The sequence below is a fragment of the Agrobacterium sp. GW821-FHT14E08 genome (assembly GCF_058803865.1).
On sequence record NZ_JBXAPJ010000003.1, the window covers coordinates 471,776 to 496,189 of the forward strand.

Here is a 24,414-nt window from a genome sequence, read left to right on the forward strand (position 1 = left end):
GATCAATCTGGATAAGGCAGGCCATAGCGGTCACGGATCGTCGCGCCTTCGTATTCGCGCGGGTAAACACCGCGATCCTGAAGCACCGGCACGACCTTTTCGACGAATTCGGCAATATCGTCCGGCGCGCGCGGCGGCTGCAGGGTGTAACCATCCACCGTGCCGTCCTGCCAGAGATCGATAATGCCATCCGCCACGTCTTCCGGCGTGCCAAGCAGCAGCCGGTGGTGCCCCTCGGAACGGCGCACGGCCTCACGGGCGGTGAGCTTTTCGTGGGTCAGTAGTTCGGAAAGGCCAAGCCCCATGCCAACGGCCCATTGCCGGTTCTGGTCGGGAATGAAGCGCTCGCCATCGAGTTTTATATCCGGGTTGAAGTCGCGCGGATCAATACCGTTTTCTTTGGCGAAACGCATCAGAAGCCCGTCTTCAGAGCCTGTCCCGCTGAAGAGTTCATGCTTGCGCAGCGCCTCCTCACGGGTCTCGCCGAGAATGACCACAAGGCCGGGAACGATGCGGATGCCGGCGGGATCGCGGCCGAAAGAGACAGCGCGGTCACGCACCTTCTTGCCGAAGGCCTGACCCGCCGGGCGGGACAGGATGTTGCAATAGATGATCTCGCCATGGCGTGCCGCGAGATCGATGCCGCCTTCGGAGGCGCCGGCCTGCGCGATGACGGGATGCCCCTGCGGCCCACGCGGAACGTTGAGCGGGCCTTTGACATGGAAATATTGCCCCTCATGATCGATGCTTCCGGCTGTCGCCGCATCCCAGAAACGCTCTTCCGGCACCTCACCTTCGCGGCGTGGATCCCAGCTCGACCAGAGCTTTTTCGCCACGTCGAGGAATTCGGTGGCCTTGGCATATCTCTCGCTGCGCGGCGGCAGCGGATCGTTGCCGAAATTGGCGGCGACATTGGGATTGAAGGAGGAAACGATGTTGACGATCAGCCGGCCGCCGGTGACGAGGTCGATGGATTGGGTCCGTCTGGCGAAATTATAGGGCGAATTATAGGTGGAGGACACCGTTGCCACAAAGCCGATATCCGGCACTTGTGCGGCAAGCGATGTCGAGAGAATGAGCGGATCGATGGTGTGAAACGGGCGGCTTGCTGGGTCGGTCAGCAATGCCGGATGGTCGGAAAGGAAAACGGCGTCGAACCGGCCCTTGTGGGCCAGTTCCGTCAGCCGGCGATAATAGCCTATGTCGTTGATGTCGTGCCGGTCTCCGCTCCGGTATTTCCAGGCATTGGCGAGGTATCCGGTGGTGTTGATGCCGACATTGAGATTGAGCCGGCGTTTGGTCTTGCTCATGCTGCCACGTTTCTTTCAGGTCTGTTGGATTGCCGGCCCATATGACCGGCGCAATTGCGGGAAGCGTAACAGCCGGGGGGCCGGTCGCGAGTTAAAAATCCTTGCTGCGCGGAGAAGAAAAACTTTCATCCGTGGCAGCACCCAAGCGGCGGTCGAATGTGAGAGATGGGTGAGGCAGGCTGGGGAAACCGACCCGAAATCTTGCTATTCTCGAAAGGATATTCCGTCTTCTTGGCGAAGCGCTCACAAGATGGAAACGAATTTCCTCAATCGCGCCTGAAATAGTACACTTTATCTATAGAAAATATTTTATGGCGTGTAGCGTGCCGTCCAGATCGCAATTTCGAGGACGAACGCCATGGCTGATGCCGCCCTTCGCCAGATAACCCAACCCGTAACCGTGTGGTACACACGCTGCCCGGCGCCCACGCCGCTTTCCATCGCGGCGCAACTGGGCTGGATCGAGGAACGTTTCTCCACCCATGGAATCTCTGTTTCCTCCATTCGCGACGCGGCCGATCCGGCCATTCGCCAGAGCCATTTCGATCATCGTCTGGACTGGTCCTTCCGTCAGGGCGGCAATATTCCGCCGATCTGGGCGAAATCAGGCGGCCGGAAAACACGGCTTGTGGGGCTGACGAGAACTGATGAGTTTCAGGCCGTCATCGCTTTGCCGGCAAGCGGAATAAGCAAGGGCAGCGACCTGAAGGGGCGGCGCATCGGCCAGCCGAAACGGCCGAATGAAACCATCGATTTCCAGCGTGCGACATCGCTCAAGGGCATCGTTTCGGCGCTGACGGTCTCGGGCCTCGCCGTTGCGGATGTCGAGCTTGTCGATCTCACGGCGAAAGAGCCGGTGTTGCTCGGTCCAGCGGATGAGAGGTTCCATGGTCTGCGCCGGCGGTTTCCTTATGGCGAGGAGATTGCAGCGCTGCATCGGGGCCAGATCGATGCGTTTTTCGTCAAGGGCGCGGAAGGCGTCACCGTCGCCAATCTCATCGGTGCGCAGGTCGTGGTGTCGACGGGGTTTCACCCCGATCCGAAAGTCCGCATCAACAACGGCACGCCGCGCCCCTTGACGGTGGACGCCACCTTTGCCGATGAGCGGCCCGATCTGGTGGCGGAACTCGTCGCCACCGTACAGCGGGTTGCCCAATGGGCAAATGACAATCCGGCGGAAGCCGTGCGTTTCATCGCCCGCGAGATCGGCGTCAGCGAGGAGGCGGTTCTGGCTGCGAATGGCCCGGATGTACACCGCAATCTGAGGCTCGATCTCGATCCGGCCGAGCTGGATGCGCTGAGCCACTTCAAGGATTTCCTGCTGGAATGGAAATTTATCCCCGAAGATTTCGATGTGCGGGACTGGGCCGATCCACGCGCCCTTTCTTTACAGCAAGATGCTGCGCAACGCAGTGCGGGAAAGTGAGGGCGTCATGACAGCCACCATTCTTGTAACGGGCGCAACCGGCAAGCTCGGCCGACGTGTCGTCAGCCGTCTTTTGCAGAAAGAGGCGAAGGTTCGGGTGCTGACCCGCAGGCGCGAGGATGCGCTCAAGCTCTGGGGCGACAGGGTCGATATCTCGGAGGGAAACTTCTCCGACCCGGCCAGCCTGAAGGAGGCCTCGCGCGGTATCGGGACCGTCTTTCTGCTTTCCCCCATCGGTGAAACGCTGGCGGCAGACCAGAAGGCGGTCATCGATGCCGCCCTCTCCGCCGGTGTGTCGCGGATCGTGAAAATATCCGGCTCCGACTGGACCATTGAGAATGCCGTACATTCCATTTCGGGGGCGGCGCATGCCGAGGTGGAACGGCATCTGGCCGCAAGCGGTATCGCGTATACGGTGCTGCGGCCGAATGCCTGGATGCAGGTTGCGCTGGAACCCGTTGTCGCCGCGCTGCGCAAGGGGGAGGATGTGCCCGCCCGCTTTGGCGACGCGGCTGTCTCCTTCATCGATGCGGACGATATTGCCGATGTCGCGGTTCATGCGCTCACCACAAGCGCGCCTGTTTCCGGCACCCTGGTGCTGACCGGTGGTGAAGTCCTGTCAGCGCTGGAAATCGCTCGCATCGCGGCGCGCATCCAGCATCGGCCCGTGGGAATTTCGGACAATACCGTCCCGGCCTTGCCGCCACATATCGGCGCGTTTGAACAGAAGGCGATCGGCGAATTCGGCCAACTCATCCGCAAAGGCCTTGCGGCGTCCGTCAACAATACCGTCCAGCAGATTACCGGCCGGTTGCCCCGCAGCGTGGAGGACTATCTGCGTGTCCGGCTGGCAACCACCCCGCAGGATCATTCCGAGGGAGAAAAGACATGGCGTTGACTGTTCCGCTGCCTGAAGGTTCCGAGCTGAAAGGTCTCGACCTAAAAAGCCCGGCCGATTTCGAAGACAGCCCGCTCAGCCGGGCGGTGAAGCAGCCGCTGATGCTGGGCCTGTTCCTCAATCTGCAGGACATCAATTTCTCCAGCCTGCCGACCAGCAACAGCTGGACCTTCGATTATAATGTCGAACTGGTGAAGCGCGCGGAAGAGCTTGGTTTCGAAATCGCCTTCAGTCGCACGCAATGGCTGCCCAAGGGCGGTTATGATGGCGAATCCTCGCTCGACAGCTTCATCGCGCTTGGCGCCATGGCGGCGGTCACGAAGAACATTCTGCTGATCTCCACCATCCATGTGCTTTATGGGCCGCTGCATCCGCTGCATCTCGCCAAATATGGCGCGACGCTGGATCATATCGCCAAGGGACGCTGGGGCATCAATATTGTCACCGGCCACCGCGCCATCGAGCATGAAATGTTTGGCTGGCAGCGTATCGACCACGACAAGCGCTACGACATGGCGGGCGAATTGTTCGATGTGCTGCATCGCCTTTGGGGTGAGACCGAGAATTTTTCCTATGAAGGCAAGCTCAATCCCTGGGCGATCAACAATGGCTGGATCACGCCGAAGCCCGCTTTCGGCCGCCCGCCGCTGGTGACGGCGACAGGTTCGCCCGCAGGCATCGACTTCGCCGCCCGTCATTCCGATCTGGTTTTCGTCACCTCGCCCGGTGGCGCGCATATAGACAGCGCGCTGGAAACGCTTCCCGATCATGTCGCAAACATTAAAAACCGCGCAAAGGCCTATGGCCGGCAGGTGAAGACGATCATCAATCCGATCATCGTCAGCCGCGATACGGAGAAGGAGGCAATCGCCTATGCGGATGCCATCGAGGCGGGAAAACCACAGCCCGGCACCCGCGCCTTCGCCACCAATAATTACGACAGCGACGCCCATGCCTGGCGCGGCCGCGGCGATGCGCGCCACAAGCAGGGGCGCAATCTTGGCGGCAATATTGAGATCATCGGTTCGCCGGAGCAGGTGGTCGAGCAGTTTGTCGGCCTGAAAAAGGCCGGGATCGATGGGGTTCAGCTGAATTTCTACGATTTCCGCGAAGACCTCGATTATTTCGCCGAGCGCATTCTGCCGCTGATGAAGGAGGCGGGCCTGAGGCTCTGACGCCTCTCCCGCTGCATTTTCCAGTCCCGAAACCCACACTTCGCAATCGCCCGATTGCGAAAACGATATTTTTTGCCCTGAGGAGATACCGTGAATATTGCCGTCGATCCCGTCAAAACGCCCGTACCTAAAATCCTGGACCGGATCGGGACCTATGTTCCCGAACTCGTCTCCATCCGCCACGATCTGCACCAGCATCCGGAAATCGGTTTCGAGGAGGTCCGCACCTCCGGCATTGTTGCCGAAAAGCTCGCCTCCTGGGGCATCGAGGTGCATCGCGGTTATGGCAAGACCGGCGTGGTCGGCGTGCTACGCGGCCGCCATGCGGGCAACCGCTCCATCGGGCTGAGGGCGGATATGGATGCCCTGCCGATGCCGGAGGAGACCGGTCTGCCCTATGCGTCGGTCTATTCCGGCAAATTCCACGGCTGCGGGCACGATGTACACACCACCATCCTGCTCGGCACCGCCCGCTATCTGGCGGAAACCCGCGATTTTGCCGGCACGGTGGTGTTCATTTTCCAGCCGGCCGAGGAAGGTCTCGGCGGCGCGCGCGCCATGATCGCCGACGGGCTGTTCAAGGACTTCCCCGTTGACGAGATTTACGGGCTGCACAATTCCTCCCATGCCGCGCCCAATCATTTGAAGGTTTCGCCCGGCACGATTCTGGCGGGGGCGGATTTCTTCGACATCCGGTTGAAGGGCAGGGGTGCCCACGCTGCTCACCCCGATGTTTCGCGTGATCCGGTGCCGGCGACGGGTGAACTGATCCAGGCATTGCAAACCATCGTCAGCCGTAACGTGCCGCCGACCGATCCTGCCGTGCTGTCGATCACCCGCATCGAGGCGGGATCGGCCTATAACGTCATTCCCGAAACGGCCGCGATTGCCGGCACGGTTCGGGCCTTCTCCGACAGCGTGCGCGAAATCATAAGAGAGCGCATCCGCACGATTTCCGATCACATTGCCGCGGCGCACGGCCTCACCGCCGAGGTGGATATTCGCGACATATTCTCGGTTCTCACCAATGACGATGCGTCTGTGGAGATCGTCGCCGGTGTGGCGCGTGAGGTTCTGGGGGACGAGCGCGTTTCCACCGAGCCCGGCCGCTTCATGGGTAGCGAGGATTTTGCCGATCTCCTGAAACACGCGCCCGGCGCGTTTTTCACCCTCGGCCATTCCGGCACGGTGCCCGCCCATAATCCCGGTTTCATCGTCGACGACGCCATTCTGCCCGTCGGCGCCACTCTGTTTGCCCGGCTGGTGGAAACCCGGCTGAAGCCCGTTTGAACATTTAAAAACAAGCCTGCAAGAGGAAACATCCATGGATATTACAAGACGTAAGACATTGCTTTTGAGTGCAGCGCTAACCGGGGCAATGCTGTTGCCTTCTCTGCCGGCTCTGGCGGCCGAAACGCCGAAAAAGGGCGGCATCGTCACTCTTGCGGGTCTCGGCGAGCCGACGACGCTGGTGCCGCTTTCCGATTCCAATACGCGTACCCGCGCCATTTCCACGAAAATCCTCGAAGGGCTGGTGCGGTTCGACAGCGAGTTCAAACCGCATCCGGTTCTGGCCGAAAGCTGGGAAACATCGGCCGACGGGCTGCGCCACACCTTTAAGCTGCGCAAGGGCGTCAAATGGCATGATGGCAAGGATTTCACGTCGCAAGACGTCAAATTTTCGCTGCTGGCCTTCAAGAAGGTCGGTCCACGTGGACGCATCACCTTCGCCAATGTTGCCGATATCGAAACGCCCGATCCGCTGACGGCCGTGGTGGTGCTTTCCAAGCCCGCGCCCTATCTCCTGCGGGCGCTGACAGGCGGTGAAACGCCCATTCTGCCGGCCCATGCCTATGCTTCGGAAAATTACAATGAAAGCCCGAATGGGAACGCGCCAGTCGGCACCGGCCCCTTCGTCTTCGAGGAATGGAAGCGCGGCAGCTATGTGAAGCTGAAGAAGAACCCGAACTACTGGCAGGCCGATCTTCCCTATCTCGACGGTTTCGTGGCCCGTTTCGTCGCCGATTCGGCTTCCACCACCATTTCCGTGGAAACCGGCGAGGCGGATTATACCGCCGATGTGTCCTACAGCGATCTGGAGCGTCTGCGGCAAAATCCGAAGCTTGCCGTGGAGGTCTATACCGACTCCTATCTCAACAATGCTGCCGTGTTCGAATTCAATCTCGAAAATCCGATCCTTGCCAAAAAGGAAGTTCGGCACGCGCTGGCGCATGCCATTGACCGCAATTTCATCAACGACGCCATCTTCTTCGGGACGGCGAAACCTGCCGGTTCAAACATCCCGGCGGTCTTCACCGCCTATAATGACGAGAAGCCTTTCACCTATCCCTTCGATCTCGCCAAAGCGAACGAATTGCTGGACAAGGCCGGCTACCCGAAGGGTGCGGATGGCACCCGTTTTTCGCTGCGGCTGGCCTTTCTGCCTTCCGACGTCTTCCGCAAAACCTCCGAATATCTCCGCTCATCCTTCGGCAAACTCGGCGTGAAGGTGGATATTGTCGAAGGCGATCTCGCCACCTTCATCAAGCGGGTCTATACGGAGCGCGGTTTTGATCTGACGGTGAACGGCATCAGCCGGCTGTTCGATCCGACGGCGGGCGTGCAACGCCTCTATTGGTCTGACGGGATCAAGAAACCTGCGCCCTATGTCAACGCCGCTCACTACAATAATCCAAAGGTGGATGATCTTTTCCGTGCCGCCGCGATTGAAGTGGATGAGACGAAACGGGCGGAGCAGTTCCACGATATCCAGAAAATCACCGGCGACGATCTGCCGAATTTCTCGATCGTCGCTTTGCCCACTGTCATTCTGCGCAATACCAGCCTGAAATCGCTCGTGACGACTATCGACATTGCCTATGGCGATCTGGCGACGGCCTGGAAAGGCGAGTGAGCGTTTGGCAAAGCGGGTTCATCCAAACTCTGTCACCCCGGACTGGATCCGGGGTCCAGCGCGATCAAGTCCTTGATCGCGAGAAACTTTCTTCACGGCGCAGACGTGCCGTGGCTGGATGCCGGGTCAAGCCCGGCATGACGAAAGAGGGGTCTGCGATCATCAACATTAACCCGGCAATTTTGCCGGGTTTTTTATTGCCGAAATCCGCCTTCCATCCTTTTTTGCACCTTCGCGCGGCACGCCCGTTTCAGGGAAAAACTTTGCGCATGAAACAGGTCGGGCGAAACAGCGATACCACCCATGAAAATTTAGAAAAAATAAGTTTCATCAATAATTTAGCGCAAAGGAATTCTTCGTTTCAAAGCAAGAATTGCTTTCTGGACCCGCGCTCTGGCCGTCTGCACTGTGAGCTGGAAATCTCACCCTCACATGATGGATGCCATGGCCAAGGATACGCTTTTTTTAATCGCCCCCGGTTTTGAAGACCCAAAACACCCCGGTGTCCGCTTCGTCTGCCCGCATTGCAACCAGATCGAAGGCCTGCTTGCCGCCTTTCCTGACCTTGCCGCCGGGATCGATATCCGCCGCGTCGGTTTCCAGCGCCCGCGTGAGGCTGTCATCGCCGCCGTGGGTGAGGAAAACCAGTCGCTGCCGCTGTTCATCTTCGCAGGTGACGCGCCCAGCGACGCGACGGCCAAGGGCGACACGCACTTCATTCAGGACACCAAACGCATTTTGCAAATCCTCGCCGAGCGCCATGGGTTCCCGCAGCTGCACTGAGTTGCCGCTCCCGCATATCGGATTTTTTCGGAGACAGACATGACCATTTCCAGACGCCAGTTTCACAAAATTGCACTTGCCGCCGGCGCTTTCGTCGCGCTTCCGGGCGGTTCCTTTGCCGCTGCCGAAGAGCCGGTTTCGGGCGGCACGCTCAAGATCGTTTATTTTCCCGAGCCGACCCAGCTCGTGGCGATCAATACCAGTGCGGGCGGTCCGCAGTTTATCGGCTCGAAGATTTACGATGGGCTTTTGACTTACGATTACGAGCTTTCGCCCAAGCCCAGTCTCGCCAGGGAATGGAGCGTTTCGGCCGATGGGCTGGAATATGTCTTCCATCTGCAGCCGAAGGCGAAGTTTCATGACGGCAAACCGGTGACATCGGCAGATGTGGAATTTTCCATTCTGCGGCTGAAGGAAGCGCATCCGCGCGGTCGCGCTACTTTCTCGCATGTTGAAAGTGTCGATGCCTCCGATCCGCTGGTCGCGAAAGTGAAGCTTTCCAAGCCGGCGCCGGGCCTGATCACGGCGCTCGCCTCGTCGGAATCGCCAATCGTGCCGAAGCACATCTTCGAGACCTTCAAGCCGACGGATAATCCGAAACCGGCCCAGATCATCGGCAGCGGCCCCTTCGTGCTCAAGGAATGGGTGCCGGGCAGCCATATTCTTCTGGAAAAAAATGCGGATTACTGGGATGCGCCCCGCCCTTATCTCGACCGCGTCATCATCCGCCTCATCAACGATGCGGGCGCCCGCGCTGCGGCACTGGAAACCGGGGAGGGCGATATCGGCCCGAACCCGGTGGCGCTTGCTGATCTGGAGCGGTTGAAATCCATTCCGACGCTGAAGGTGGATGACCGCATCTATGCCTATGCCGGCCAGCAAAACCAGCTGGTGATCAACCTTGAGAACGAATATCTTAAGGAATTGAAGGTCAGGCAGGCCATCGCCCATGCCATCGATGTTCCGGCGCTCATCGATACCGTGCTTTATGGCTACGCCGTGCCATCGCCGACGCCGATCAGCCCCGGCCTTGCGAAGTTCCACAATCCCGATATCGGTTTCGCCAAGTTCGATGTCGCACAGGCTGAAAAGCTGCTGGATGAGGCTGGTTTCCCGCGCAAGGATGGCGGCAAGCGCTTCAAGCTCCGGGTTACCACCAACCCGTTCAATCCGCAGACCTATTCGGATTTCATCGCGCAGGCGCTGTCGAAGATCGGCATTGAGGCGGATATCCAGAAATTCGATTTCGGCACCTATGTGAAGGTGGTCTATACCGACCGCGCCTGGGATCTTTCGGTGGAATCCCTCTCCAACACCTTCGATCCGACAGCCGGCGTTCAGCGCGTCTACTGGAGCAAGAATTTCAAGATCGGCCTGCCATTCTCCAATGCCAGCCACTACGCCAATCCCGAAGTGGACCGGCTGCTGGAAGCGGCGGCGGTGGAGCCGGATATTGAAAAACGCGCCGCCTTCTTCAAGGAATTTCAGGCCGTCGTCGCCAGGGATCTTCCCGTCATCAATCTCGTCTCTCCCATCCAGCCGGTCGTCGGCAGCGTGCGCATCAAGGACTATGCGACAGGCGCAGAGGGGCTGAGCGGCAATCTCGCCAAGGCCTGGGTGACGAAGGAGGCGTGAGAGCCTCCCAACCCTTCGGTTCAGAGCGAATAAGAGGTCATTTCCATGAGCAGAAAATCCGAGAAGCTGGTTCTTAATGCCTTCATCTATCCGGGCGGACATCACGAGGCGGCCTGGCGGCATCCGGACTCCGAGCCGCATCGCGTCACCGATATAAGGCTCTATCAGGCTATCGCCCGCAAGGCCGAGGCGGCGAAGCTCGATGCCATCTTCTTTGCCGATGCGCCGGTGCTGGACGCCAATATCCGTTATGCCGCCCGCCACCGGCTGGAGCCGATCACCATGCTTTCGGCTCTCGCCGCCGTCACGGAAAAGATCGGCTTCATCGCCACGGCCTCCACCACCTATTACGAGCCGTATAATCTCGCGCGGCTGTTCGCGTCCGTCGATCATATCAGCGGCGGCCGGGTGGGCTGGAACATCGTTACGACTTCGGCCGATGCGGCCGCCGGCAACTTCAATCTCCAGAAGCATCCGCCGCATGCCGACCGTTACCGTCAGGCGATCGAGTTCGTCGACGTGGTGACGAAGCTCTGGGACAGCTGGGAAGATGACGCCATTGTTGCGGATAAGGAAAGCGGCCTTTTCGCCGATACCGACCGCATCCATCCTGCCAATCACGACGGCGAATTTTATCGGGTACGGGGCGCGCTGAACGTGCCGCGTTCACCGCAGGGCCGGCCGGTCTATGTGCAGGCTGGCTCCTCGGAGGAAGGGCGCGGTTTCGCCGCCCATTATGCCGAGGCAATCTTTACCGCGCATCAGACTCTGGAGAGTGCGCGGTCTTTTTATTCCGACATCAAGCGGCGCGTCGCGGCCACGGGGCGCAATCCCGCCCATGTGAAAATCCTGCCGGGCATCAGCCCCTTCATCGCGTCAACCGAAGAGGAGGCGCGCAAACTCGAGGCCTCCTTCAACGATCTCATCCAGCCGGCATTTTCGCTAGGGCAATTGCAGCGCATCACCGGCATCGATCTCTCATCGGCCGATCTCGACCAGCCGCTGCCGCACGAAGCTGTGGAAGCGACGCGGGCGCAGGCGGATAGCAGCCGCCATCAGCTGGTTCTCGATGTCATCGACCGGGAAAATCCGACGATCCGGCAATTGCTGCACCGGCTTGCCGGCGGGCGCGGCCACAAGGTGATTTCCGGAACGCCGGAACAGGTGGCGGACTGGATAGAGACCTGGTTCCGCGAGGGTGCGGCCGATGGCTTCAATATCATGCCGCCATGGCTGAATGGCGGCTTCGACAACTTCGTCGACGGGGTTGTGCCGATCCTCAAACAGCGAAATCTGTTCCGCGAAGATTATGAGGGCGACACGTTGCGTGACCATTATGGCCTGCCCCGGCCGGAAAATATCTATGCGGCCAGAGAGTTACAGAGGGAACGCGCCTGAGGTGGGACGGGCGTGTTCAGGCGGCGGCCTCGAGAGAGCGCATATCCTCGCGCAACAGAGCGAGTAGAGATGCGACCTCCGGCAGCCGCCGCCTGTCAGGACTGGTCAGCAGGTGATAACGGCTGGCGGTCGGCTGCGGTGCGCCAAAAGGAGCGATCAGCCGGCCGTTTTTCAGCTCTTCCGAAATCAGCGAATGGCGCACGAGGCCGATGCCGTGGCCGGATGAGATCGCCTCTATCAACGCCGTCTGGCGTGAAAAACGCGGGCCGGTCACAGAGAGCCTGAGCGGAATGCGGCAGGCGCGAAGCCAGTTCGCCCATTCGAAGGCTGGATCCAGGCCATTGCCACGCAACATCGCAAAGCCGAGATCCCGCAAGCGCTCCGGTTCGTCTGCAAGCCCATGGCGGGCCGCGAATTCCGGGGTGCAGACGGCGCTGACGGTATCGGCGAAAAGCGGCTCATGAATGAAGCCCGGAATCTGCGCATGGGTGGCGACGATGGCGCAATCGGCATCGAAATGGGTGAGGTCGATGGTTTCGCTTTCAAGAGACTCGATGGAAAGCTCCACGTCTCCGAGCGCCGGAACGATACTGCCCAGCCGCGGCGCCAGCCAGCGGGCGGCAAAGCAACCTTCCGCCAGAACCTTCAGCTGCGGCCGGGCGTTGGAAACCATTAGGTCGGAAAGACTGCCGATCATGGTCTCGAAAGCATCGGCAAGCCCGGGATAAAGCGCGCTGCCGGCATCGGTCAGCAGCAATTCACCGCGCTGGCGGCTGAAAAGCGGCTGGCCGAGATGGGTTTCGAGAATTCGCACCTGCTGGCCGATGGCAGCGGTCGAGACATGCAGCTCCTCCGCCGCCCGTGAGAAGCTCGCATGGCGAGCGGCGACGACAAAGGCGCGCAAGGCGGTCAGCGGCGGCAGCCGGGAAAGCGTCGGCAGGCGAAAAGCCGCCCGGCTCCCGGCGGGAGCGATAAACTCCGTTCTCATTGCTGTTCCTCCTTTGCCGCCTGCATCTTCCGCATGGTCAGAACACCCGGCCTTCCCGGAGATGCGTCGTGGTGCCGTTGAGATAATAGTCTCCGATCACCCGCGCCTTGTGGGCGAGCGGATTGTGATTGTAGACCGTGCGGATATTGCGCCAGTGGCGGTCGAAATTCCGCTCGCTCGATGTCGCCGAACCGCCGCCGAGTTCATAGAGATTGGTGGCGACCGTGAGCGAAAGCTGCGAGGCGATGATCTGGGTGCGGGCGGTGGCGAGCGAGCCTTCCAGCAGGGCCGCCTCTATCGCCTCTTCGTCCCCGGTGGCGAAGGCGGCGGCGGTGCGGTCGAGCGTTCTTGCCGCTTCGCGGATCAGGGTCTGCACGGCGAAAGCGCCAGCGCTGATTTCGCCGAGCATCTTCTGCACGAACGGGTCCTGATTGGCGGTTTCGGCGCTGCTGTGAAGCGTGGTGCGCGCCTGGCGCAGAACATATTCCACGCCGTCCTTCAGCGCGCCCTGAACGGCGCCGGCGGCCGAGGCGGCGAGATGCAGCTGCCGCATGGCCGAGCTGTGGCGGCCGATCTGGCTGCCGAGCTTGCGGGTCGTCAATTCATGCGGCAGCACCTCGACATTTTCCAGCAGAACACCGCCGCTTGCCGTCATGCGCTGGCCCATGCTGTCCCAGTCGTCGAGAATGGTGATGCCGGCGCGGTCGAGCGGAATGAGAACGCCGATCGGTTGTTCGTCATCGCCAATGGCGCTGAAGGTGCCGAAATCGGCAAAGGCCGTGCCGGTCGCATACCATTTGCGGCCGTTCAGCCGGTAGCGGTCGCCATCGGCACTCAGCCGCGTGGTGATTTCGCCGGGGCGCTTGGTGCCCTGTTCAGTGCTGGCGCCTGCGAAGAGCTTGCCGGCAAGCACATGTTCGAGATGCCGCCGGTCCTCCAGCTCGATGGGTGCGAGAGCGAGATTTTCGGTGAAATTGAAATGGCTGCGAAGCGCGTGCGGAATATTGCTGTCGGCTTCGCCGAGGATCATCAGCACTTCGATATAGTCGGCAATCGAACCGCCCGGTCCACCCTTGGCTTCAGGAACGCGCAGCGTACCGATCTTCGCTTCCTTGATGAGGGCGAAGATATCGAAGGGAAGTTCCCGCTGGCGTTCGCGACGGGCGGCATCCTTGGCCGCGATGGCCGCAATGTCCTTTGCCCGGGCCAGAATCTCGTCACGGCTCGGTACGCCGGCATTGTCGGTGGTGGTTGTCTGCAGTTTCGGAGTGGACATTGCGGTTTTCCCTGAGCGGATGTGAGGGCCTGCGGCACGGCGCGCCGCAGGCATGGTCTTCTGGACGATCAGGCGACCGCGCGCGGCTTGAGCGCCGGGCGGTGTGCGGGTTCGAGATTGCGCGGCACGCGGCCTTCGACGGGATGGCTCGGATCGTTGAAACCGGGGGTGGAGGGGTGGCCGGTGGTAACGAGGCTGTCGACCAGCGCTTCATCTTCCGCATCGATCTTCACATCGAGCGCACGGATATATCCGTCCCAGTGCTCTTCGGTGCGCGGGCCGGTGATGGCGGCGGTGACGAACTTGTTGTTCAGCACCCAGGCGAGCGCGAAATCCGCCGCCGAAACGCCCTTCGAAGCGGCATGGGCTGCGACCTTCTGGGCGATTTCGACCGATTCCGGACGCCATTCCGTTTCCAGAACGCGCTTGTCGCCACGGCCGACGCGCGTATCGGCACCCGGCTGTTCGCCCGGCTGGTATTTACCGGTCAGCACACCGCGTGCGAGCGGCGAATAGGACACCACGCCAAGGCCATAATGATTGGCCGCAGGCAGTTGCTCGGCCTCGGCCGTGCGGTTGACGATGTTGTAGAGAGGCTGGCTGGCAACCGGCCGGTCGATGCCGAGCTGGTCGGCCAGATGCGAAATTTCGGCGATGCGCCAGCCACGGAAGTTCGACACGCCGAAGTAACGTAGCTTGCCCGCACGGATGAGATCGGCAATGGCGCGTACCGGCTCTTCCAGCGGCGCATCGAAGACGGCGCGGTGGAAATAGAGAATATCGATATAATCGGTGTTGAGGCGGCGCAGCGAATTCTCGACGGTCTCGATCACCCATTTGCGCGAATGGCCGCCCAGGTTCGGGCCCTTGGTGTGGGAATTGACGAATTTCGTCGCCAGAACCCAGTGATCGCGGCTGGCCTTGATGCCGCGGCCGACGACCTCTTCCGACTTGCCGTCGTGATAGACATCGGCGGTGTCGATGAAATTGATGCCCTGCTCGCGCGCCTTGTCGATGATGCGGAAGGCCACGTCATCCGGCGTCGGGCCTCCGAACATCATCGTGCCGAGGCTCAGCGGTGAAACTTTCAGCGCGCTGCGTCCGAGATAGCGATAGTCGACCATTATGGTTGCTCCTTCAGTTTATTGGGCATGGTGGCAGGCCACGGCGTGGTTCTTGCCGAAAAGGGTGTAATCCGGCGCTTTTTCGCGACAGAGATCGGTCGCAAGCGGGCAGCGGGTGTGAAACCGGCAGCCGGATGGCGGGTTATGCGGGCTCGGCAGGTCGCCGGAAATGGGTGCCGCCTGCTTGCGGCGAGCGGGATCGGGAACGGCGGCCAAAAGGGCACGCGTATAGGGGTGCTTCGGGGAAGCCCAGAGTTCCGATGTCGGCGCGCTTTCGACGATCTTGCCGAGATACATGACCAGCACGCGGTCGGAGAAATAACGCACCACGGAAAGGTCGTGGGAAACGAAGAGATAGGACAGCGAAAGCCGCTTCTTCATCTCCACCAGAAGATTGAGGATTTGCGCCTGTATCGAAAGATCGAGCGCCGAAACCGGCTCGTCGCAGACCACCAGTTCCGGTTCCAGAACCAGCGCGCGGGCAATGCCGATGCGCTGGCGCTGGCCGCCGGAAAATTCATGCGGATAACGGTCGAGCGAATCCGCCGGTAGGCCGACCTGCGCGACGATGGCCTCGACGATCTCCCGCTGGCGCGCCCGGTCACCGATGCCATGCACTTTCAGCGGGCCAGTGAGGATGGTGCGCACCGTCTGGCGTGGGTTGAGCGAGGCGAAGGGGTCTTGAAAGATCATCTGGATGCGGCGGCGGATGCCGCGCAGTTCGGACGATGTCATTGCCGTGACGTCGGCGCCCTTGAAGGTGATCCGGCCGGAAGACGGCTCGACCAGACGCATCAGCGATTTGCCGAGCGAGGATTTGCCGCAACCGGATTCACCCACCAGCGCCACGGTCTCGCCCGCTTCGATATCGAGGGAGACATCGTCGACGGCGCGCACGGTGCCGCGTCCGCCCGCATAATGGGTGGAAAGACTATGCACTGACAAGAGCGTCATCGGGTACCTCTTGGGATGTGGGAGCAACGAAGGGGCAGGCGGCGTAACGGCCTTGCGAGATTTGCCGCAGCGGTGGCACGAACTGCCCGCAGAAACCGCGGGCGCTCGGACAGCGCGGCCGGAAGGCGCAGCCGCGTTCCCCCGTGGCGGAAACGATGGAGCCCGGAATCTCGATGAGCGGCCCGTCGCGATAATGCTGCCCGTCTTCTGCACGCGGCGAGGCGGCGAGCAGGCCGCGCGTATAGGGATGATAGGGGTTGGAGAAAACCGGCTCCGGCAATCCCTCTTCCACCTTGCGGCCGGCATACATCACCATCACCCGGTCCGCCCATTGCGCCACGATACCAAGATCGTGGGTGATGAGGATGACGGCCATGTTGAGGTCACGGCGCAGATTGTCGAGCAGTTGCAGGATTTGCGCCTGTATCGTCACGTCAAGCGCCGTCGTCGCTTCGTCGGCGATCAGCAGTTTCGGATTGCAGGCGACGCCGATGGCGATCATCACGCGTTGGCGCATGCCGCCGGAAAGCTGGTGCGGATAATCATCCACCCGGCGGCCGGCATCGGGAATGTTGACGAGGTCCAGAAGCTCGATGGCGCGTTTGCGGGCCTGATGCCGGTCGATCTTCTCGTGGATGCGCAGCACCTCGATGATCTGTTCGCCAACCGTCAGAACCGGGTTCAGCGAGGTCATCGGCTCCTGAAAGATCATGCCGATATCCCGGCCGCGAATGCCGCGCCATTGCCGCTCGGAAAGCGGCAGCAGGTCGCGACCCTCGAGCAGAACCCGCCCGCCGGTCTTGGCGTGGGATGGCAAAAGACCGATGAGGCCGAGCGCGGTCAGGGATTTGCCGGAGCCGCTTTCGCCGACGATGGCGAGCATTTCGCCGGGGCTGACATCGAAACTGACACCTTTGACCGGCTGGGCGGAGCCGAAGCTGACGGAGAGATCATGGACTTCGATCAGTTTGCTCATCGGCGTTCCTCCGAAAAACGGGGGTTGAGCGCATCGTTGAGACCATCGCTGATGAGGTTCAGCGAAATGACGGTGAAGACGATGGCAAGGCCGGGAAGGGCTGTCAGATACCAGGCGGTGCGGATGACATCGCGGCCGGAACCGATCATCGATCCCCAGGAGACGCGGTTGGGGTCGCCAAGTCCCATGAAGGAAAGCGCCGCTTCCATGAGGATCGCACCCGCCACCATAACCGAGGAGGTGACGATGATCGGCGGCAGCGCATTGGGCAGGATTTCCTGAAAGACGATGCGCGCGTGACCATAGCCAAGGCTGCGGGCGGCAAGCACGTAGTCCTTTTCGCGAATGGCGCGAAACTCGGCGCGGGTGAGGCGCGCAACGAGCGGCCAGGTGATGATGCCGATAGCCGATGTGACCGTGGTGACCGACGGCTGGGCGATGGCGACGAGCACCACCAGCAACACGAAATTCGGCAGGGTCTGGAAGATTTCGATCAGCTTGACGAGGATATCATCAATGACGCCGCCAAAATAACCGGCGAAAGCGCCGACCGCGATGCCGATCGTGAGCCCGATCAGCGTCGCCACGACCCCGACCGTGAGCGAGATGCGCGCGCCATGCACGATGCCGGCCAGAACATCCCGGCCCATGGAATCGGTGCCGAGCGGATAGGCGGCATTCTGGCCGGGCCACAGGAACGGGCGGGCCACCATTTCCAGAGGATCACCGGGATAGATCAAGGGGGCGATCAGCGCGGTGACGATGACGGTTGCGAGAAACAGCAACCCGACGATGGCGTTGGGATTGGTAAGGAAGATTTTCAGTTCCCGCCGCAGGCCGCGCCGTGGCACGGAGACGGAACGGGCCGAAAGCGCATCCGGCGCATGAATATAGGGCCAGGCCTTTTCTTCCGGTTTTTTCGGTTTGGGATTGTTGTCTTCGGCGCCGAGTTCGGCCGTGTCGAGAACAGCGGTGGTCTGGGAGGAATTCATCGGCTTTCTCCGATGCGGGGGTCAAGCCATGCCTGCAACAGGTCCACGGCTGCATTGACGATGATGACGACGAGGGAGGAGAGAAGCAGAATGCCGAGCAACACGCTGAAATCCCGCGCCATGACGGCTTCGAAAGCAAGACGGCCAAGGCCCGGCCAGCTGAAGACCGTTTCGACGACGACCGCGCCGCCGAGCAGGCCGCCGATATGCATGCCAGCCATGGTGGTGATGGGGATGAGCGCATTGCGCAGGATATGGCGCGTGGTGAGCCGGAGCGGAGAGACGCCCTTGGCGCGCGCCGTGCGCACATAGTCCTGGGATTTCACTTCCAGCATCGCCGCGCGGGTAAGGCGGGCATAGATGGCCAGAAAATAAAGCGCCAGCGAAAGGGCAGGGAGAACGATATAACGCAGCCTATCCAGCAGGGCGTCGAGACCGGTGAGGCTGCTGCCGATGGTGCTGTCGCCGCCCGAAGGAAGCCAGCCGAGCTTCACTGAGAACGTCAGGATCAACATCAGGCCGATCCAGAAACCCGGAACGGAATAAAAGATCAGCGAGCCGATGGAAATGATCCGGTCCGGCAGCTTGCCGGAGAAGAGCGCCATGATCGAGCCGAGAAACACGCCGACGAAAATCGCAATGCCAAGTGCGGCGCCCATCAGGGCGAGTGTGCCGGGCAGACGCTGGCCGATGAGGTCTGCCACCGGCATGCCGTAGCGTGGCGAAAAGCCAAGGCTGAATTGCGCGAGATTGCCGAGATAGTTCATCAGCTGATGCACGACAGGCAGATCCAGCCCGAAGCGGGAGCGGATTTCGGCCATGGTCTCGACGGTCGCTGAACCCGCTTCCGCGGCCAGTACATCGGCGGCATCGCCGGGCGCCAGCTGCAGCAGGAAGAAGTTCAGGATGACGATACCGAGAACCGTCGGAATGGCCTGAATGGCAACCCGCCTTGCCTGCGATAAAATCCGTTTCGAATTCGACATCGGCTCCAGTCCGTAAGCGTGGAAATATGAAATCGGCCCCTGAGGCGTTGGTATTAGTTGACTAATTTTATGGAATTTGTCAAAGAGTAATAGAATTATTTTCTGAAATTTACGGAAATATGCGCCATAAAGAAAAGATAATTCCTGTTTATGAGAATGGTTGGTTCTTCATGCCAAGCTCGCTCTCGTCTGCGGAACAAACTTCTTCCTAAACGCGGCCGTTCAGTTTGCCGGTTTTTCGCCGGTTCAATCAAGGAGAGGGTATCGCATGACTATTTTCAACCAGACGACGCGGCGTGGATTTCTGCTGGCGTCCGTGGCGCTTGGCGTGGTGTCGCTGCCGGGGCTGAAGCTCAACGCGGCTGAGCCGGCAAGCGGTGGCACGGCTACCCTGCTCATCTCATCGGAGCCGCCGGTGCTGACGACGATCGCACACACAGCCTATAATTCCGTCTATATATCACCGAAGGTCACCGAAGGGCTGTTGACCTACGATTTTGACCTCAATCCCAAGCCGCTCTTGGCCAAATCATGGGAAGTGGGCGCGGATGGTCTGCGTTACACCTTCAATCTGAGGCCCGGCGTGAAATGGCATGACGGCAAGCCCTTCACATCCGCTGACGTGGCGTTCTCCATCAATACCATCAAGGAAGTGCATCCGCGTGGCCGCAATACATTCCTGAACCTCACTGCTGTCGAGACACCGGACGAACTGACGGCGGTTCTGGTTCTCTCCAAACCCGCGCCCTATCTGATCACGGCGCTCGCCGCCGCCGAAACGCCCATCGTGCCGAAACATCTTTATGAAGGTACGAAGGTAACCGAAAATCCGGTCAATCTCGCACCCATCGGCACCGGTCCGTTCAAATTCAAGGAGTGGGTGCGCGGCAGCCATATCGTTTTTGAGCGCAATGCCGATTATTGGGATGCGCCGCGCCCCTATCTCGACAAGCTGATTGTTCGCTTCATTCCTGACGCCTCGGCCCGCGCGATTGCCATTGAAACCGGCGAGATCGATCTCGCCCCCAGCACGCCGGTCGCTTATAGCGATCTCGACCGCCTGAAAGAGCTTCCCAGCCTCGGTTTTGAGACAAACGGCTATCAATATTCGAATTCCGTCAGCCGCGTGGAGTTCAATCTCGAAAAGGATGTGTTCAAGGATGTGCGCGTCCGTCGCGCCTTCGCGCATGTGATCGACCGCAACGTCATCTTCAACACCGTTAATTACGGTTACGGCGCAACCATCACCGGGCCGATCAATCCGAAGCTGACGAAATGGTTCGTGGATGATCTGAAGACCTACCCGATCGATCTGAAGGCCGCCGAAGCGCTTCTCGATGAGGCCGGATACAAGCGCGGTGCGGATGGCATCCGTTTCAAGCTCAATCTGGACTATGTGCCGAGCACCGAGGCCTATCCGCGTGGTGCGGACTATATTCGCCAGGCGCTGGCGAAGGTCGGCGTGGATGTGACGGTGCGGACGCAGGATTTCGCCACCTATACCAAACGCATCTACACGGATCGCGATTTCGATTTTGCCTATGAGGGCATGAGCAACCTCTTCGATCCCACCGTCGGCGTGCAGCGGCTTTATTGGTCGAAGAACTTCAAGAAGGGCGTGCCTTTCTCCAATGGCGCGGCCTACAGCAATCCGAAGGTGGATGCGCTTCTCGAAGCCGCCGCCATCGAGATCGACCCGGACAAGCGCGTCGCGCAATGGAAGGAAATCCAGCAGATTCTCGTCGATGATGTGCCGGCCATCGATATCGTCGCGGCACCGGAGATCACCATCTTCAACAAGCGCATTGCCGATCACACCATCGGCGCGGAAGGTGTGGCGGGAAGCCTCGCCTTCGCGCATATCGCCGCATCCTGATCGTCTCGCCAGACCCGGCCCCTTTTGCGGCGGGCCGGGACTTTTCCCTTTCATCGAGGACAAAGCCATGAGCACGACACTTTCTGAAATCTGGTACACACGCTGCCCGGTGCCCACCCCGGTGGGGCTGGCGGCACAGCTCGGTTATCTCGAGCAGACCTTCGAGGAGGTCGGCATAGCGTTGAAATCCATCATCGATTCGCCTGACCGTTCCGTCCGGCAGAGCCATTTCAACCACACGCTGGAATGGTCCTTCCGCCATGGCGGCAATGTGCCTCCCATTCGAGCCCGTTCAGAGGGGCGCAATACGCGCCTTATCGGTGTGACCTGGACGGATGAGTTTCAGGCAATCATCACCCTGCCGGAAACCGGTATCCGCTCGCTTGCCGATCTCGTTGGCCGCCGTTTCGGCGTGCCGCGCAGACCGGAAGGCATTGTCGATTTCATGCGCGCGACGGCGCTGAAAGGCATCGTTTCGGCGCTTTCGCTGGAAGGGCTGAAGGTCGAGGATGTCGAGCTCAAGGACATCGTCATCAAGGATTCGGTGCTGGCCTCGCAGGAAGGGCCGTCGCTGTTCGGCCTGAAGCGCCGGCAATCCTTCGGCGAGGAAATCATCGCGCTGCTGCGGGGTGAGGTCGATGCGATTTTCGTGAAGGGAACGGCCGGTATCGCCGCCGCGAACCTGATCGGCGCCGTGCAGGTGGCGGAGTTCGGTTTTCACCCCGACCCGAAAATCCGCATCAATTCCGGTTCTCCCCGCGTGCTGACGGTTGACGGACGGCTTGCCGATGAGCGCCCCGACCTGGTGGAGCGGCTGGTTGGTTCAATCGCCAGGGCCTCGCTCTGGGCCGAACAGCACCCGGAAGAAACCCGCCGTTTCATCGCGCGCGAGGCGGGTGCGACTGAAGAGCAGGTTCTGGCCGCCAACGGGCCGGATGTTCACCGCCATCTTGGCCTCGGCCTCGATGCGGAGCTCGTCGCCGCTGTCGGCCATTACAAGGATTTCCTGCATCAATGGGGCTTCCTTGAAAATGACTTCGATCTCGATGCGTGGATCGATGACCGTTTTGTCACGGCAAATGAAAGGGCGGTTGCATGAGTGGCGCATTATCGGCCATTCCCCGCCCGGACCAGCCCTCAAACCCCGTCGCCATCGCAGCCGCCCTTGCCGAAGATTTCAGCCTGACCGCGGCGGAGCATGACAAAAGCGGCGAATTCGCCGCCGCCAATTTCGAGGCGCTTTTCAAGTCGGGACTGCTCGGACTGGTGACGGCTGAAAAGGATGGCGGCTGGGGAGAGGGTATGGAAACGGCCCACGCGGTCATTGCGGCCATCGCCAAGGGCGACCCATCGACCGCCCTCATCCTTGCCATGCATTACAGCGTCCATGCAGCGATCCGGCGCGGCAAGTGGCCGGCGGCTCTCGCGGCAAAGGTGCTGGCCGCCAATAATAGCGAGCCGGCGCTTCTGAACAATGCACAGGCGGAGCCGGGGATCGGTTCGCCGGCCCATGGCGGCCTGCCGGAAACGACGGCGCGGATAGAGGGCAATGTCTGGGTGGTCAATGGCCGCAAGAGCTTCGTTACCGGCCTGCCGGGGTTGAAATGGGCGATCGTGCTTGCTCTGACGACAGAAGAGAAGCCACGCCTCATCCAGCTTCTGGTCCCGCTTGATGCACCTGGTATCACGCAGGAAAAGGCGTGGGAAGCGACCGGCATGTATGCGACCGCAAGCGACGATCTGGTGCTTGAGGAGGTAAGGGTGCCGCTTGCCGATCTGGTTGCCGAACAGCCGGCGGACGAGCCGCTGCGACGCGATGAGGCCGACGGTTATAATTTCTTCGTGCTTTTGGCTTCCGTCTATCACGGTGTTGCGCTTTCGGCGCGTGACGCCCTGTTGCGGCACCTCACGGGCCATGTCCCGGCCAGTCTCGGTGCGCCGCTATCCTCCATTCCGCGCATTCAGGAAGGTCTCGGCCAGATCGAGGTTCTGCTTGCGGCGAACCGGCGTCTGCTTCTCTCCGTCGCCCGCGATATCGATGCGGGAGAAAAGCTGGGAACGGATGCGCTCGCTGTCCGTCATGTGGTGATCGACAATGCGGTGGCGGTGACGGATCTGGCGCTGGAGCTTGGCGGCAATCGCGGCCTTCGCCGGGATTACAACCTTGAGCGCCATCATCGCGACGCCATAACGGCGAGGGCGCATGCGCCGCAGAGCCATATGATCCGAACTATCCTCGGCCGTCAGAGCATCAAGGCGGCCGGCGGCTGACCGGCGACCCTATGGGCGGCTTTGTTGCAGGCCGCCCATGACCAAGCCGCGCGCATCAGTTCTGGAGCAGCGGCAAAAGCTTGTCGCCCTGCCGTTCAATCTCCTGAAGATAGGGCGTGTCGGAAAGCACGAAATGGGTGATGCCAAGCGCACGGTATTTGCGCAGCGACGCGGCGACATCTTCCGCCGAACCCACCAGCCATGTCGTTGCGGCGCCGCCGCCGCCGAATTTTCCGGGCGCGGTGTAAAGATTGTCGTCCAGCACATCGCTCTGCCTGTGCAAGTCCAGCAGCCGACGCTGGCCGACTGCCACGCCCTGAAGATGGTCATTCCAGCGCACGCCGTTGTTTGCTGCCATTTCGGCAACCTTCGCCTCCGCATCGCGCCACGCCTCGGCTGTCGTTTCGCGCACCAGCGTGGTGATCCGCAGGCCGAACTGCAACGGCGGCAGGTCGCGGCCGAGCGTCTCGCTGAAATGTTTGAGCCGCTCGATCCGTTCGCCCACGCCGGCAAGCGGTTCGCCCCAGAAGAGCTGCACATCGGCCTCGGTTGCCGCGACCTGCTCGGCGGCCTCGGAGGCACCGCCGAAATACAGCTTCGGATGCGGCCGGCCGGCGCGCTCTCTGATGCGCGGTGATACGGTGGAGTTCTTGACCCTGAAGTGGTCACCCTCGAAAGTCACGTTTTCCTCGGTCCAGAGCCGTCGCACCAGCCGCATGAACTCTTTGGTGCGCGCATAACGCTGCGCCTGATCGCCTTCCTCATCGCCATAGGCTGCAAGCTCGTCCCGACCCGAGACGACATTGATCCGCACCCGGCCACCGGAAAGCTGGTCGAGCGTGGCGGCGGCGGATGCGAGATTTGCCGGCTTCCAGTATCCGGGGCGAATGGCGATCAGTGGCTCGAATGTGGTGGTACGCGCCGCAAGCGCTGCCGCCACCGTGAACGTGTCTGGCCGGCCCCAGCCGGTGCCAAGCAATGCGCCTTTCCAGCCATGGTTTTCCAGCGCCGTCGCGTGGCTGGTCAATGTATCGAGGCTGTTATGGTTTTCGCTGACGGCATCGCCGCGATGGCCGGGTTTGACATCATTGGGGATGTACCAGAGAAATTCGCTCGTGCTGCTCACATTATCCGCCTGAATTTTCGTTTTATGTCGCGGTGAAATGACGATGCCGGGCTTCGGCCTTTGCCATTTCAGGTTCGGCAGGCGAGAGCCTCCGATCGCGTGAGAATGGCAAACCGATGGCCGGTGGGCCAAGCAGCGGCGTTTCTTTTGGGGTGAGGCAGAGGAAAAGCTTTCCGCGTCCAAGCTTTAATATGCACATATTTTCCATAGAAAATATTTGAGGAAATGATTCCCGTTAAGTGGCGTTGAACCGGCAACAGAGAAAGCATTTTCTTTTCACGAGACAATGTCTGGTTCGATTTTTCC

Annotated in this window: 21 protein-coding genes; 12 read left to right on the forward strand and 9 right to left on the reverse strand. The window is 60.7% G+C overall.

Going from position 1 to position 24,414, the window contains the following annotated elements; translation table 11 throughout:
* Positions 1-2 precede the first annotated feature (2 nt).
* Entirely contained in the window at positions 3-1,310 is a 1,308-nt protein-coding gene (locus tag AC1ROR_RS14925; protein ID WP_498589861.1) for an NtaA/DmoA family FMN-dependent monooxygenase, read from the reverse strand.
* 358 nt (positions 1,311-1,668) lie between these two features.
* On the opposite strand from AC1ROR_RS14925, the gene AC1ROR_RS14930 reads away from it, so the two are divergent.
* The 9 genes from AC1ROR_RS14930 to AC1ROR_RS14970 all read left to right on the forward strand — a co-directional run bounded on the left by AC1ROR_RS14930 (position 1,669) and on the right by AC1ROR_RS14970 (position 11,539).
* A complete protein-coding gene (locus AC1ROR_RS14930; protein ID WP_498589862.1) occupies positions 1,669-2,736 on the forward strand; it encodes an ABC transporter substrate-binding protein in 1,068 nt (355 codons plus the stop codon).
* Positions 2,737-2,743: 7 nt separating this feature from the next.
* On the forward strand, positions 2,744-3,634 hold the full coding sequence (locus AC1ROR_RS14935; RefSeq protein WP_498589863.1) for an NmrA family NAD(P)-binding protein: 891 nt from the start codon (positions 2,744-2,746) through the stop codon (positions 3,632-3,634).
* A complete protein-coding gene (locus tag AC1ROR_RS14940; protein WP_498589864.1) occupies positions 3,625-4,809 on the forward strand; it encodes an LLM class flavin-dependent oxidoreductase in 1,185 nt (394 codons plus the stop codon). The genes AC1ROR_RS14935 and AC1ROR_RS14940 overlap by 10 nt, the downstream gene beginning before the upstream one ends.
* Positions 4,810-4,899: 90 nt before the next feature.
* Positions 4,900-6,099, forward strand: coding sequence for a M20 aminoacylase family protein (locus tag AC1ROR_RS14945; protein ID WP_498589865.1), 1,200 nt, complete (start codon positions 4,900-4,902; stop codon positions 6,097-6,099).
* Between the two features lie 34 nt (positions 6,100-6,133).
* Entirely contained in the window at positions 6,134-7,723 is a 1,590-nt protein-coding gene (locus AC1ROR_RS14950; RefSeq protein WP_035221207.1) for an ABC transporter substrate-binding protein, read from the forward strand.
* A complete protein-coding gene (locus AC1ROR_RS14955; protein ID WP_498590045.1) occupies positions 7,720-8,208 on the forward strand; it encodes a hypothetical protein in 489 nt (162 codons plus the stop codon). Before AC1ROR_RS14950 ends, AC1ROR_RS14955 begins: the two co-directional genes overlap by 4 nt.
* On the forward strand, positions 8,156-8,506 hold the full coding sequence (locus AC1ROR_RS14960) for a DUF3088 domain-containing protein (protein WP_142170730.1): 351 nt from the start codon (positions 8,156-8,158) through the stop codon (positions 8,504-8,506). Before AC1ROR_RS14955 ends, AC1ROR_RS14960 begins: the two co-directional genes overlap by 53 nt.
* Before the next feature lie 39 nt (positions 8,507-8,545).
* Positions 8,546-10,141, forward strand: coding sequence for an ABC transporter substrate-binding protein (locus tag AC1ROR_RS14965; protein ID WP_498589866.1), 1,596 nt, complete (start codon positions 8,546-8,548; stop codon positions 10,139-10,141).
* A gap of 45 nt (positions 10,142-10,186) precedes the next feature.
* Complete coding sequence (locus tag AC1ROR_RS14970; protein ID WP_498589867.1) at positions 10,187-11,539, forward strand: LLM class flavin-dependent oxidoreductase; 1,353 nt, start codon at positions 10,187-10,189, stop codon at positions 11,537-11,539.
* Positions 11,540-11,555: 16 nt separating this feature from the next.
* Here AC1ROR_RS14970 and AC1ROR_RS14975 read toward each other — a convergent pair whose 3' ends face one another.
* From AC1ROR_RS14975 to AC1ROR_RS15005, 7 genes are all read right to left on the reverse strand, one after another.
* On the reverse strand, positions 11,556-12,527 hold the full coding sequence (locus AC1ROR_RS14975; RefSeq protein WP_498589868.1) for a LysR substrate-binding domain-containing protein: 972 nt from the start codon (positions 12,525-12,527) through the stop codon (positions 11,556-11,558).
* A 37-nt stretch (positions 12,528-12,564) separates the two neighbouring features.
* Complete coding sequence (locus AC1ROR_RS14980; RefSeq protein WP_080837737.1) at positions 12,565-13,803, reverse strand: acyl-CoA dehydrogenase family protein; 1,239 nt, start codon at positions 13,801-13,803, stop codon at positions 12,565-12,567.
* Between the two features lie 68 nt (positions 13,804-13,871).
* Positions 13,872-14,927 carry an aldo/keto reductase gene (locus tag AC1ROR_RS14985; RefSeq protein ID WP_003524705.1) on the reverse strand — a complete coding sequence of 352 codons (1,056 nt, stop codon included), beginning with the start codon at positions 14,925-14,927 and terminating at the stop codon, positions 13,872-13,874.
* 18 nt (positions 14,928-14,945) lie between these two features.
* Positions 14,946-15,881, reverse strand: a complete 936-nt coding sequence (locus AC1ROR_RS14990; protein ID WP_498589869.1) for an ABC transporter ATP-binding protein — start codon at positions 15,879-15,881, stop codon at positions 14,946-14,948.
* Positions 15,859-16,857, reverse strand: coding sequence for an ABC transporter ATP-binding protein (locus tag AC1ROR_RS14995; protein ID WP_498589870.1), 999 nt, complete (start codon positions 16,855-16,857; stop codon positions 15,859-15,861). Before AC1ROR_RS14995 ends, AC1ROR_RS14990 begins: the two co-directional genes overlap by 23 nt.
* Positions 16,854-17,849: an ABC transporter permease gene (locus tag AC1ROR_RS15000; protein ID WP_498589871.1), complete on the reverse strand. Its 996-nt coding sequence runs from the start codon at positions 17,847-17,849 to the stop codon at positions 16,854-16,856. The genes AC1ROR_RS14995 and AC1ROR_RS15000 overlap by 4 nt, the downstream gene beginning before the upstream one ends.
* Positions 17,846-18,835, reverse strand: a complete 990-nt coding sequence (locus AC1ROR_RS15005) for an ABC transporter permease (protein ID WP_003500392.1) — start codon at positions 18,833-18,835, stop codon at positions 17,846-17,848. Before AC1ROR_RS15005 ends, AC1ROR_RS15000 begins: the two co-directional genes overlap by 4 nt.
* 268 nt (positions 18,836-19,103) lie before the next feature.
* Here AC1ROR_RS15005 and AC1ROR_RS15010 point away from each other — a divergent pair, with 268 nt between their 5' ends.
* From AC1ROR_RS15010 to AC1ROR_RS15020, 3 genes are all read left to right on the forward strand, one after another.
* A complete protein-coding gene (locus AC1ROR_RS15010) occupies positions 19,104-20,711 on the forward strand; it encodes an ABC transporter substrate-binding protein (protein WP_498589872.1) in 1,608 nt (535 codons plus the stop codon).
* Positions 20,712-20,778: 67 nt separating this feature from the next.
* Entirely contained in the window at positions 20,779-21,810 is a 1,032-nt protein-coding gene (locus tag AC1ROR_RS15015) for an ABC transporter substrate-binding protein (protein ID WP_498589873.1), read from the forward strand.
* The gene (locus AC1ROR_RS15020) at positions 21,807-22,982 is read left to right on the forward strand and encodes an acyl-CoA dehydrogenase family protein (protein WP_498589874.1); all 1,176 of its coding nucleotides are present in this window, start codon (positions 21,807-21,809) and stop codon (positions 22,980-22,982) included. The genes AC1ROR_RS15015 and AC1ROR_RS15020 overlap by 4 nt, the downstream gene beginning before the upstream one ends.
* A gap of 55 nt (positions 22,983-23,037) precedes the next feature.
* Here AC1ROR_RS15020 and AC1ROR_RS15025 read toward each other — a convergent pair whose 3' ends face one another.
* Positions 23,038-24,108, reverse strand: coding sequence for an LLM class flavin-dependent oxidoreductase (locus tag AC1ROR_RS15025; RefSeq protein WP_498589875.1), 1,071 nt, complete (start codon positions 24,106-24,108; stop codon positions 23,038-23,040).
* Between the last annotated feature and the right edge of the window lie 306 nt (positions 24,109-24,414).

Bases quoted from the DNA above. Each gene is read 5' to 3' on its own strand.
- AC1ROR_RS14925 (WP_498589861.1), bottom strand. From the start codon at position 1,310: ATGAGCAAGACCAAACGCCGGCTCAATCTCAATGTCGGCATCAACACC.
- AC1ROR_RS14930 (WP_498589862.1), top strand. From the start codon at position 1,669: ATGGCTGATGCCGCCCTTCGCCAGATAACCCAACCCGTAACCGTGTGG.
- AC1ROR_RS14935 (WP_498589863.1), top strand. From the start codon at position 2,744: ATGACAGCCACCATTCTTGTAACGGGCGCAACCGGCAAGCTCGGCCGA.
- AC1ROR_RS14940 (WP_498589864.1), top strand. From the start codon at position 3,625: ATGGCGTTGACTGTTCCGCTGCCTGAAGGTTCCGAGCTGAAAGGTCTC.
- AC1ROR_RS14950 (WP_035221207.1), top strand. From the start codon at position 6,134: ATGGATATTACAAGACGTAAGACATTGCTTTTGAGTGCAGCGCTAACC.
- AC1ROR_RS14960 (WP_142170730.1), top strand. From the start codon at position 8,156: ATGATGGATGCCATGGCCAAGGATACGCTTTTTTTAATCGCCCCCGGT.
- AC1ROR_RS14965 (WP_498589866.1), top strand. From the start codon at position 8,546: ATGACCATTTCCAGACGCCAGTTTCACAAAATTGCACTTGCCGCCGGC.
- AC1ROR_RS14970 (WP_498589867.1), top strand. From the start codon at position 10,187: ATGAGCAGAAAATCCGAGAAGCTGGTTCTTAATGCCTTCATCTATCCG.
- AC1ROR_RS14975 (WP_498589868.1), bottom strand. From the start codon at position 12,527: ATGAGAACGGAGTTTATCGCTCCCGCCGGGAGCCGGGCGGCTTTTCGC.
- AC1ROR_RS14980 (WP_080837737.1), bottom strand. From the start codon at position 13,803: ATGTCCACTCCGAAACTGCAGACAACCACCACCGACAATGCCGGCGTA.
- AC1ROR_RS14985 (WP_003524705.1), bottom strand. From the start codon at position 14,927: ATGGTCGACTATCGCTATCTCGGACGCAGCGCGCTGAAAGTTTCACCG.
- AC1ROR_RS14990 (WP_498589869.1), bottom strand. From the start codon at position 15,881: ATGACGCTCTTGTCAGTGCATAGTCTTTCCACCCATTATGCGGGCGGA.
- AC1ROR_RS14995 (WP_498589870.1), bottom strand. From the start codon at position 16,857: ATGAGCAAACTGATCGAAGTCCATGATCTCTCCGTCAGCTTCGGCTCC.
- AC1ROR_RS15000 (WP_498589871.1), bottom strand. From the start codon at position 17,849: ATGAATTCCTCCCAGACCACCGCTGTTCTCGACACGGCCGAACTCGGC.
- AC1ROR_RS15005 (WP_003500392.1), bottom strand. From the start codon at position 18,835: ATGTCGAATTCGAAACGGATTTTATCGCAGGCAAGGCGGGTTGCCATT.
- AC1ROR_RS15010 (WP_498589872.1), top strand. From the start codon at position 19,104: ATGACTATTTTCAACCAGACGACGCGGCGTGGATTTCTGCTGGCGTCC.
- AC1ROR_RS15015 (WP_498589873.1), top strand. From the start codon at position 20,779: ATGAGCACGACACTTTCTGAAATCTGGTACACACGCTGCCCGGTGCCC.
- AC1ROR_RS15020 (WP_498589874.1), top strand. From the start codon at position 21,807: ATGAGTGGCGCATTATCGGCCATTCCCCGCCCGGACCAGCCCTCAAAC.